The organism is Ruegeria sp. BHSA162 (assembly GCF_059613385.1).
The window spans coordinates 1-9,843 of record NZ_JBXWSK010000105.1 but is presented as its reverse complement, the minus strand read 5'-3'; the positions used below and the strand labels follow the sequence as shown (position 1 = coordinate 9,843).

Annotated in this window: 10 protein-coding genes and 2 pseudogenes; all 12 read right to left on the bottom strand. The window is 65.3% G+C overall.

The window, feature by feature from the left end; translation table 11 throughout:
• Positions 1-399 (bottom strand): annotated as a pseudogene (locus tag AC2FM5_RS18215) (TAT-dependent nitrous-oxide reductase); the annotation flags it as partial.
• 14 nt (positions 400-413) lie between these two features.
• Entirely contained in the window at positions 414-2,594 is a 2,181-nt protein-coding gene (locus tag AC2FM5_RS18210) for a 4Fe-4S binding protein (RefSeq protein ID WP_496737269.1), read from the bottom strand.
• Entirely contained in the window at positions 2,585-3,049 is a 465-nt protein-coding gene (locus AC2FM5_RS18205; protein WP_254430363.1) for a DUF2946 family protein, read from the bottom strand. Before AC2FM5_RS18205 ends, AC2FM5_RS18210 begins: the two co-directional genes overlap by 10 nt.
• Positions 3,050-3,169: 120 nt before the next feature.
• Complete coding sequence (locus AC2FM5_RS18200) at positions 3,170-3,355, bottom strand: hypothetical protein (protein WP_367647270.1); 186 nt, start codon at positions 3,353-3,355, stop codon at positions 3,170-3,172.
• A gap of 34 nt (positions 3,356-3,389) precedes the next feature.
• On the bottom strand, positions 3,390-4,943 hold the full coding sequence (locus AC2FM5_RS18195; protein ID WP_496737265.1) for a cytochrome D1 domain-containing protein: 1,554 nt from the start codon (positions 4,941-4,943) through the stop codon (positions 3,390-3,392).
• Complete coding sequence (gene nirJ / locus AC2FM5_RS18190) at positions 4,918-6,132, bottom strand: heme d1 biosynthesis radical SAM protein NirJ (RefSeq protein ID WP_496737263.1); 1,215 nt, start codon at positions 6,130-6,132, stop codon at positions 4,918-4,920. The genes AC2FM5_RS18195 and nirJ overlap by 26 nt, the downstream gene beginning before the upstream one ends.
• 5 nt (positions 6,133-6,137) lie before the next feature.
• Complete coding sequence (ahbB, locus tag AC2FM5_RS18185) at positions 6,138-6,620, bottom strand: siroheme decarboxylase subunit beta (RefSeq protein WP_496737261.1); 483 nt, start codon at positions 6,618-6,620, stop codon at positions 6,138-6,140.
• On the bottom strand, positions 6,617-7,069 hold the full coding sequence (locus AC2FM5_RS18180; protein ID WP_496737257.1) for an Lrp/AsnC family transcriptional regulator: 453 nt from the start codon (positions 7,067-7,069) through the stop codon (positions 6,617-6,619). The genes ahbB (AC2FM5_RS18185) and AC2FM5_RS18180 overlap by 4 nt, the downstream gene beginning before the upstream one ends.
• A complete protein-coding gene (gene ahbB, locus AC2FM5_RS18175; RefSeq protein WP_496737253.1) occupies positions 7,066-8,055 on the bottom strand; it encodes a siroheme decarboxylase subunit beta in 990 nt (329 codons plus the stop codon). Before ahbB (AC2FM5_RS18175) ends, AC2FM5_RS18180 begins: the two co-directional genes overlap by 4 nt.
• A 3-nt stretch (positions 8,056-8,058) precedes the next feature.
• Positions 8,059-9,207 (bottom strand): cytochrome D1 domain-containing protein, encoded by a 1,149-nt coding sequence (locus tag AC2FM5_RS18170; protein WP_170421584.1) that lies wholly within the window; start codon positions 9,205-9,207, stop codon positions 8,059-8,061.
• Positions 9,204-9,554: a c-type cytochrome gene (locus tag AC2FM5_RS18165; RefSeq protein ID WP_217358169.1), complete on the bottom strand. Its 351-nt coding sequence runs from the start codon at positions 9,552-9,554 to the stop codon at positions 9,204-9,206. Before AC2FM5_RS18165 ends, AC2FM5_RS18170 begins: the two co-directional genes overlap by 4 nt.
• Positions 9,547-9,843 (bottom strand): annotated as a pseudogene (locus tag AC2FM5_RS18160) (uroporphyrinogen-III C-methyltransferase); the annotation flags it as partial. The pseudogene AC2FM5_RS18160 and the gene AC2FM5_RS18165, both read right to left, overlap by 8 nt.

Sequence of the window (9,843 nt, the reverse complement as noted above, 5' to 3'; positions counted from 1 at the left end):
CGGGTGGTGCAGGTCGCCGTTGTCATAGGTTTTCATGCCGCGCTTGGCCAGGAACTCCTTGGTTTCCGGCAGCAGGCCCTCGGTCAGGATCTTCAGCGACTCGTTGGTCTGGCCCCAGCCGGTGGCCGAGCAGCGGTTGAACACCGGTACCCGCATCAGCTCGCGCATGGACGGGAAGCCCATGATGCGCAGCTCGCCGGTCTGGCCCGAGGACCAGAAGCCGTAATATTCGTCCAGCTCGCCGGGGGCCAGTTCGACCTTGGCGGCGGCGCTGGCCTGTTTGGCGGTCATCAGCGTGCCGCCGACGCCCAGCCCGGTTCCGGCCAGCACGGCCCCGGTGGCCGAGGCCCCCAGCAACCCGCGGCGGGTGATGTTCAGTTTGGTGTCATGATCCGACATGATCGTTCCTCCTTTTAGGAAACGGTTTGCGGTTTGGCGTTCGGATGGTTCGCCGGTGGTTGTCCGAGGGGGGTCTTGAGTTTGACCGACCCGGTCTTGGCCCGCCGTTTCAGCTGGCGGATGACGACGGGACATTTGCTCTCGGACTGGTAGAGCACCTGACAATGCAGGCAGGTGACGCACTCGTTCGGGTTGATCTCACCGGTGGGGTGGATGGCCTGAACGGGGCATTCGTTGGCGCAGGTCTGACAGGGGTTGCCGCAATCCTTGTAGCGGCGCAGCCAGTCGAACATGCGGATACGGGCGGGGATCGCCAGCGCCGCGCCCAGCGGGCACAGATAGCGGCAATAGAACCGTTCGATGAACAGACCGATCACCAGCAGACCCACCGCAAAGACCACGAAGGGCCAGTCGCGCATGAATTTCAGAATGATCGCGGTCTTGAACGGCTCGACCTCGGCGTATTTCTCGGCCAGCGGGATCGACACCATGCTCAGGCCGAACAGCGCCAGGAAGATCATGTACTTGATCGGCCACAGGCGCTCGTTCAGGCCCCAGGGCAGGGTCCATTGCGGCACTTTAAACGCGCGGGCGATCTTGTTGGTCAGCTCCTGCAGGGCGCCGAAGGGGCACAGCCAGCCGCAATAGGCCCCGCGTCCCCAGAACAGCAGCGCGGCGGCCACGGCGAACCATTGGATGAACACCAGCGGGTCCAGCAGGAAGGCATCCCAGGTGAAGCCGCTGCGCAGGCTGCCGGCCAGCGCCATGATGTTCACCACGCTCAGCTGCGCATTGGCGTACCAGCCGATGAAGAAAAGCGTCATCGTCAGGAACCCGATGCGGAACCAGTAGAAGACCCGCGCGTTCATCGTCGCGTGGAACTGGAAGAAGAATGTGATCGTCAGCACCAGCAGCATGGCGCCCAGCACGGCGATCTCGACCTGGCGGTCCTTCCAGATGCGCTGCCACAGGGCCGACTTGGCGGCGGCCTCGCCGGTGGCATCGTTCACCACCTTGGGCGCGGCCGCGACCGGCAACAGGTACTGTTCGGGCAGCTTGTAGCCCAGATCGAAGGTCAGGAAGGTCTTTTCCACCGCGCCGATGGCCCGCTGCACCAGCAGTTGCAGGCGGAATGGTTCGGTCGGGTCGAACTCGGCATCGGCAGGGATCTTGAAGATGTCCAACTCGGTAAAGCTGGGTGCATCCTCGGCGGCCACCGTGCCCAGGCGACGGTGCTGGCGGTCGAAGAACCGCACCGAATTGTCGCCCTGGATCAGTTGGATCCGGTCGAAGATCCCGCCGCGCACATAGCCCGAGCCTTTGAAGCTGTACTTGCCGCGGCCCAACACCAGGATGGCGTGTTCGCCCTCGTCCAGCCAATTGACTAGGTTCTGGTACTCGGCCTCGCCCAGCAGCGACTTGCCGATCGAAGGCACCGAGACCAGCGCCACATGCATGTCGATGAAGGTGTCCTCGGGGTTGCCCTTCTCGGGGCGCTTGATCGCGCGCTGGTCGCCGGTGGCCTCGAAGGCGGCGTTGACCTGACCCACGTCCAGCGTCAGCCGCCGGATCGAGCCGTCGCCCGAGAGCGTGGCCCAGTCACGGGTGTCGGCCTTGGCCATGTCGACTTGACGCTGGGGGCCGTCGGCCTGTACTTCGGACAGACCGCCCAGACCCAAGGCGCGGGCCACCTTGATGCCGCCGCGCACAAGGCTGTCATCGATCACCATGATCGTCACGGTCGCCCCCGAGATGATGTCCAGATCATGTCCCTCGCCGCCTGTCTCGACCTCGCGTTTGAGGTCCAGCCCGGCATAGCCTTCGGTCAGCTCGACCATGCGCGCGTTGGGAATGCCGATCAGAACGATGGGTTCGGAATGTTTGACCAGCTTGACGCCGGTCAGCACCGCATCACCGTCGATGGCGGCGACGACGTGAATGGGCTTGCCGGAATAGCCGGTGGTGCCCACGAAATCGGATGTGAGAAAGGCCCAGGCGACGGTTTCACCGCCCTTCAGCACCGGGGCCACCGGCACGTCTTCACGCACCGGACCGATGGCATCGGCACCGGGCGCCAGTTCGGCGGGTTCGATCTCGGGCAGGAAGCTGGCCAGACTGTCGGCCCGCGCGCCAAGCGCCAGCAGGCAGGACAGGACAAGGGCCACAAGGAAATGGGCTGCGCGGGTCACGACCACGGCGCACCTCCTTCGGTTCGGGTTGACGCCATGGACGCGCGCGGCGCGCGTTCGGTTCTGATTTCGGGCGCGGCCGGGGGGCCGCGAGTTTCGGGCCACAGCCGTTCGGAGTTGTACAGATCCAACAGATCAGTGAACGCACACCGTGGGATTTGTACAAACCCGGGTTGCTGCAGCTGCGGCAGGTCCGGGACCGGCGCCGCAGCCGTGATTGCGCACAGGGCGCAATCGGCACATTTCGGGCAGGGCGCGGTCGGGTCGCCGGTGTCGTCTTCCAGGTCCACCTGGACCCAGACCGCTCCTGCCTCCGAGCAGATCTCCATCCAGGTGCCCTGGCCGGGACTCGCCAGCGCTGGCCCAAGCACCTGCAACATCAAAAGAAAGATGCCCGCCAGCCCGGCGGCCACGCGTGTCGCGCGGACAGGGAGGCTGTGGTGTTGGCGGGCGGCGGGCATGGAGACTCCGACTCGAATCTGATTTTGCCCGAGTCGTAAGGGATTGGCAGGCGGCGCGACTTGACTTCGATCAGGTGGTCAAAAAAATGGCACTTCGGTTTGGCGGCCGTTCGCCCGGGATCAGCCGTCGGCCTCATCCATCAGCCGCCGCACCCAGCGCCCCGCCAGCCAGCTGGCCGGAACCCCAAGGGGCACACACCAGATCAGCGCGCCCACCGGTGTCACGGCGCCGAACCCCAGCGCATGGACGATCAACCCGGCCAGAAACAGGTTGATGGCGACGGTCAGCGCCGTCGCCGGATACATCAGAAGGGCCAGTTTCCAGACCGGCCAGCGCCCGTCAGTGGCTGGTGCCTTCCGAGAAGGTGATCTTGTTCCAGACATTGTATTTCCCCGAAGGTTTGCGCATCGGCAGGCGTTTGATTTCCTCGAGCGTCTGCGCGTCATAGACGATCACCGCGCCGTCATCCTCCCAGATCGACACCAGCGCATGGGCGCCTTCGCGCGTGAATTCCACATGCGCCACGGTCTTGCCCGGCGCAGGCCGCAGGGTTTTGACGATCTCGAGGCTCTGCTTGTCGATCACATGCATCGCGTCCTTGTTGGGGCCGAAGAACACGTCGGCCCAGACATAGGGCGAGTTCTCGTGGCTGCGCATGAAAAAGCCCGGGCCTTCGGTCTCGACCCGCCTGATCGTTTCCCAGGTGCCCATGTCGATGACCGAGATGGTGCCTTCGGTCAGGTGCGGCGTCGCCATCACCGTGGTGCCGTTCCGTTCCCAGGTGATGCCCGAGCCCAGATGCGGCATGCCGGGCAGGTCCAGATCCGCCACTTTCTGCCCGATAACAAGGTCGATCACCTGACCGCCCTTGCCATCGCGCGACGCGCCCATGACGTATTCATAGCTCTGGTCGAAAAAGAAATCGTCCAGATAGTCGGGCGTGGTGATCTTGCGGACGGGGAAGGGGTCGGGGTTCTTGAACTGCCCCTCGATCCGGAAATCATGGCCCAGCCCGAATTGCGGCGGGTTGTCGCCATAGAACACTTCCCAGATCTCGGGCACGTCCTTGAGCGCCAGCACGAAGCTTTCGCGCGGCGGGGCCTGGTACACGGCCGAGACCCGGCTGGGCTTGCCCTTCTTGCCCTTGACCTCGACCACCCTGGCCACCGACAGATCCTCGGTCGACAGCAGAGTCAGGCTGTTGGGCAGATAGTTCGCAACGGCCAGCCACTTGCCGTCGCCCGACATGGCGATGTTGCGGCTGTTCAGGCCGGCGCGGATGCGGCCCACCTGTTTCAACGCCCAGATGTCGTATTTCTGCACCCAGCCATCGCGCGACATGATGAATACATAGCGCCCGTCGGGGCTGAACTTGGGGCCGCCATGCACGGCAAAGGGGGTCTCGAACCGGTCCAGAACCTCGAAGGTGTCGCCGTCCAGAACGCTGACATGGTGATCGCCGGTTTCCACCACCAGCGTGATGTTCATCGGGTCGCTGTCCCAAACCGGCGCATCGACCGGTGCGTAATCGGCATCCAGAGTACGGCTGGCCATGATCTGTTCGGCATCCCATTCGGGGTCCACCTCCAGCGGAGATTTCAGCCAGCCCGCCAGTTCCTCGATCTGCAGCGCGTCGAGTTCGTGTGCGAAGGCGGGCATTTGGGTGGCCGGACGCCCCTCGGCGATGACGGCGGCTACGCGGGGGCCGCGCATGCGTTTGAGCGTTTCGGGGATCAGCGCCGGGCCGACGCCGCCCAGCCGCGCCTCGCCATGGCAGCTGGCGCAATGTTCGGCGTAATCTGATTGAGCATCCGCCCAAGCCGTTCCAGCCAACAACACCGAGCACAAAGTACCGAATTTGAGTGCCTTAAAAGAACTGATGCGCCGGATCATGGCTTTTCCCCCGGAAAGGCGTGACCTGCAGGCGCTCGCCGGCACCGTCCACGCCGATTTCGTCATTGGTCAGGTAGCAGGCCGGATCTTCGGCCCACGGGTCGCCGGTCAGTTGCAGGGCCCGGATGCGGGTGTTGCCACCGCAGACATCCTGCAACCGGCAGGCGCCGCACCGCCCCTTCAACGGGCGCGGCCGTGTGCGCAGCAAGGCCAGCATCGGGTCATCCCCGGTCCACAACTCGGAAAACGGAGTGAGCTTGACGTTGCCCACCGTGTAGTCCGACCAGTAGGTATCGGGATGGACGCGGCCCAGATTGTCGATATTGGCCACGCCCAGACCGCTGGAATTGCCGCCCCAATGGGCCAGGTGTTCGCGCAAATGCGCGACGGCGTCGGCGTCGAACCGGGAGGCGGCCCAGTTCAGGAAATACCCGGCATCGGCGTCATTGTTGCCGGTCACGATGTCCAGCGGGCGTCCGCCCGAAGCGGCCTCCCATGCGCGGTCCAGCAACAGGTCGAGCCCTTGCCGGGTGCGCCGATATTCCGCGTCCTCGCCCCGGTTCTTGTCGCCACGTCCGGCATAGACCAGATGCGAGAGATAGAACTTGTCCACCCCCTCGTCGTCGCACAGTTTCAGCAGGTCGGGCAGGTGGTGCTGGGTGCCTTCGGTCAGGCAGAACCGCAGGCCCACCTTGATGCCACGCTTTTTGCATTCGCGCACGCCGCGCAGGGCGTCATCAAAGGCGCCCTCGACCCCGCGGAACCAGTCATTCGTCGCCCCGATTCCGTCAAGCGAGATGCCGACATAATTGAAGCCCACGTCGGCGATCATGTCGGCCGTTTCGTCGTGGACCCGCGTGCCGTTGGTTGACAGCGCCAACATCGGCACCAGCTGACGCGCCCGCCGGGCGATGTCGAAAAAATCGAACCGGTCCAATGGCTCCCCGCCCGAGAGGATCAGGGCCGGGACGCGAAATTGGCCCAGATCCTCAAGGGTGACCATGGCTTGCTCGTGGCTGAGCTCGCCCGGGAAGGCCACATCCGCAGACACGGTGTAGCAATGGCGGCATTTCAGGTTGCAGCGCCGGGTTAGGTTCCAGATCACCACCGGTTTCACCGGTCCGGGGCGGCGTTTGCGCACCGGCGTCGGGTTGACCAGCTGCTGCATGTATTCGGTCAGGCGGAACATCGATCTCAGCCTTTCGCTTTCAGGCGCAGCCCGGTTTTCTTCAGGATGCGCGTGGAATAGAGGATGTCGCTGCCCCGGCAGGCCGATCCGAGAATCGCGGCGATCTGGCCGCGTTTCTGTTCGACCTCGTCGGGCGAGCTGCCATGAACCATGGCGAACAGGTTGTAGGGCCAGTCGGGCAGGGCGCGGGGCCGTTCGTAGCAATGAGTGACGAAGGGCAGCGCTCCGATATGGGCGCCGAGTTCGCCGATCAGGTCGTCCTGCACGTCCCACACCGTCATGCCGTTCGACGTCATGCCCAGCTTGTAGTGGTTGGGGGCTGCGGCGATCCGCCGGATCACCCCGCGCGCCTTCAGCGCGGCCAGCCGGTCCAGCAGGGCGGCTTTCTCGATCCCCAGATCGTCGGCGACGTGCGCATAGGGCGCGGGCACCAGGGGCAGCCCGCCCTGCAGCGCCTCGATGATCCGCCTGTCGGTTGCGTCGATCATGCTGCCACCCGGAAGCCGATGAAAAATTCCTGCAGTTTCGGGAACCGGTGAACCGTGAGTCCCGTCTCGCGTTCGATCGCGTCGGCCGTGGCGGTGATCGCCTCGGGCGTTTCGGTCGCCAGAACGAACCACATGTTCAGCCGGTGCGTGCGTTCATAATTATGCGCCACCTCAGTGTGCGCATTGACTTTGGTCAGGACGGTTTCAAACTCGGCCTCGGGCACCGCCATGGCGCACAGGCAGAAATCCCCTCCCATGGCGGCGGCGTCGAAGAACGGGCCGAACCGGGTGATGACCCGATCGGCCTTCATCCGCGCCAGCCGATCCAGCAGGTCCTGCTCGGTGATCCCCAGTTCAGCCGCTACGTCGGCATAGGGGCGGGGGGTGAGCGGCAGGTCTTCCTGCAATCGGTTCAGCAGGCGGCGGTCGGTGTCGTCCAGCGGGGTCATGCGGCGGCCTCTTTCGGTTTGATCAATGCGCCGGTCTGCTTGAAGCAGCGGGTCGAGAACAGAACCTTGTGCGCAGCGCCCGCCAGTTCGGGCAAGGCGGCGGCGCCGGCCAGGATACCCCGCGCCTCGGAGCGCGACCGGGCGTGGATCATGGAGTAGAGCCGATAGGGCCATACGCCCTCGACCGGCTGGCGTTCATAGCACAGGGTCACGCCGGGATGCGCGGCCAGTGCGGGGCCCGCGTGGTCGATCCGGTCGGCGGGCAGGTCCCACACGACCATGGCGTTGGCCGACCACCCCAACGCCCGATGCCGCACGATGACCCCAAGGCGTGAGATGACGCCTGCTTTGTGCAACCCCCGGATACGGTCCATCACGTCTTCGGGGGCCCGGTTCAGGGATTGGGCCAGCGCCGCATAGGGATCGGCCATCAGCGGCAGCCCCGCGCTGAGCGCCTGCAGGATGTCGCGGTCGCCTTGCCGCAGAACGCTCCGGTCGACCGTACGCGGCCGTGGCACGCGGCGCGAACAATCGGACATGCGAAAACCCAGATCGACGTTGAACGGGCGGACCAGACGCAGGTCCAGCACGCGCAGCCCGGTGCGGTCGCTGATCCGGGCCAGTGTGGCATCCACATGCGCCCGGTCGGGGCCGGTGGCCACGAACCACAGGTTCCAGCCATCCTCGCGCTGGTAATTGTGGTTCACGCCCGGTTCGGCGTCGATCAGGGCGGCGATCTGTTCCACCTTCTCCTCGGGCGCGGCGACGGCGGCCAGGGTGCTGGCCGAGGCCACGCCGGGCGCGACCGTCGCGCCGACGCGGGTGATGCGCCCGGCGGCGCGCATGCGGTCCAGGCGGTCGATCACTTCGGCCTCATCCAGCCCCAGCGCCGCGGCCAGCACTTGGAACGGCCGGTCGGTGACGGGAAAATCGCGCTGCCAGTCATCCAGCAGCCTTCGGTCGATCGGGTCGGTGATATGGCACATCGCTTACAGCCCCGTTCTGTGCGCACGCGCGGTGAAGAAGATGCCCGAGGGGCTGTCGGCCGGGATTTCCCGCAGCTTTTCAAAGCTGTGGGTGTCATAGACCATGATCTTGTTGGCATCGCGCACGCTGATCCAGACCTCGTGCCCACGCGGGGTGAACTCCATGTGCAGCACCGCCGGGCCGGGTTTGAACTCGTGGATGACCTGTTTGCTGACCGTGTCGATCACCTGGATTGTGTCGTTCAGCGGGTGGGCGAAGTTCACCCAGACCTGCCGGCCGTCGGGCCGCGCCATGGCAAAGACGGGCTGGCCATACGTCTGGGTGCGCCCGGTTTCCGTTAGTGTGTCGGCATCGACCCAGAGCACCTGGTGATGGCCGACGGCCGGCAAGACGAATTCGGCGCCCGTATGCGCCCAGCCTTCCAGATGGGGCATCTTGTAGACGGGCATCTCTTGTTGGCCGCGCCCATATCCGGGCAGTACCCGGATCGGTTCGGGGGTGTCTGCCCACAGGTCCAGCGCGGTCAACCCGTCCTGCCCGAACAGGCCGGTGATGTAGGTGCGGCCATTGGCGGTGATCAGCGCGTCATAGGGGTTTTTGCCCATGTCGGTGATCTTGATGATCTGCGGGTCGGTGCCGCGGGCGAAATCGGCGATCCAGGTCTCGCCCGTATCCCACATGGTGAACACGAAACGGCGGCCCGGTGCATCGACCAGGCCGATGGTCTTGCTGCCGGTAGGGATGTCGGCCACCAGATCCAGCGTGTCGGCGTCAAAGACGTGCACCCCGCCGGGTTCATAGTTCGACACTGCCACCAGCGTGCCGTCGTCAGAGATCGCCCCGCCGATGGCGTTCCCGGCCTGCACGACGCGCTTGGCGATCTGACGGGTCACGATATCGACCTTGGTCAGCCCGCCGTCGCGCCCGAACACATAGGCGAAGCGTTCGTCGGGCGAATAGACCAGCGAGGCATGGGACAGATCGCCCAGTCCTTCGATCCGGGCCAACGCGGCGCGGTCGGACTGATCGACCAGCAGGACCGAGCCGGTGGCCCGTTCGATCACCAGCCCCAGGTCTCCGGTGGCGGTGGGTTCGGCATGGGCTGCGGTCATCAGCAACGAGGCCGCGAGGCCAAGGACAAACTGTTTCATTGGGCCTCCGGTTTCAGCAGATAACGGGCGATCCATTCGGCCTCTTCCTCGCTGATGAGGGGCCGCCACGGCGGCATGGCCGTGTCGGGGATGCCGTCCAGGATTACGCCGGTCAGGATTTCGGGGTCATAGTGCTGCAGGTTTCCCGCCCGCAGATCGGGGCCCAGCCCGCCTTTCAGGGTCAGGCCGTGGCAGGACCCGCAATCCTGATGCACCAGACGCTTCAGCGCGTTGGGGTCCAGCGTGTCGGCGGCAAAGGCTGAGGTGGCCACCAGCACGGCGGCGGTCAGCACCGCGCGCCCGGGCCAGTCCCGGCGGGCCGGTTCAAGGGGCAGAGTCCTAGCCATGAGCATGCTCCAGCAACTCGGCAACCGGCCGTTCGGCATAAAGCGACACGACCTTGCCGATGATGAACAGGGTAGGGGCGGCCAGACCGGCCGCGCGCACGTCGGCGGCGACACGGTCCAGACGCGAGACAAGGCGGCGCTCGTCCGGGGTGGTCGCCTTGCCGACGGCCAGGACGGAGGTCGATCCCGGCAGGTTCTCGGTCATCAGGCCCATGGCGATCTGGCCGATATTGGCGACGCCCATGTAGATGACCAAGGTGGTGTCAGGGTCCGCCAGGCGCTTCCAGTC

Bases quoted from the DNA above. Each gene is read 5' to 3' on its own strand.
- ahbB (WP_496737261.1), bottom strand. From the start codon at position 6,620: ATGATCGACGCAACCGACAGGCGGATCATCGAGGCGCTGCAGGGCGGG.
- AC2FM5_RS18205 (WP_254430363.1), bottom strand. From the start codon at position 3,049: ATGCCCGCCGCCCGCCAACACCACAGCCTCCCTGTCCGCGCGACACGC.
- AC2FM5_RS18170 (WP_170421584.1), bottom strand. From the start codon at position 9,207: ATGAAACAGTTTGTCCTTGGCCTCGCGGCCTCGTTGCTGATGACCGCA.
- AC2FM5_RS18200 (WP_367647270.1), bottom strand. From the start codon at position 3,355: ATGTATCCGGCGACGGCGCTGACCGTCGCCATCAACCTGTTTCTGGCC.
- AC2FM5_RS18195 (WP_496737265.1), bottom strand. From the start codon at position 4,943: ATGATCCGGCGCATCAGTTCTTTTAAGGCACTCAAATTCGGTACTTTG.
- AC2FM5_RS18180 (WP_496737257.1), bottom strand. From the start codon at position 7,069: ATGACCCCGCTGGACGACACCGACCGCCGCCTGCTGAACCGATTGCAG.
- ahbB (WP_496737253.1), bottom strand. From the start codon at position 8,055: ATGTGCCATATCACCGACCCGATCGACCGAAGGCTGCTGGATGACTGG.
- nirJ (WP_496737263.1), bottom strand. From the start codon at position 6,132: ATGTTCCGCCTGACCGAATACATGCAGCAGCTGGTCAACCCGACGCCG.
- AC2FM5_RS18165 (WP_217358169.1), bottom strand. From the start codon at position 9,554: ATGGCTAGGACTCTGCCCCTTGAACCGGCCCGCCGGGACTGGCCCGGG.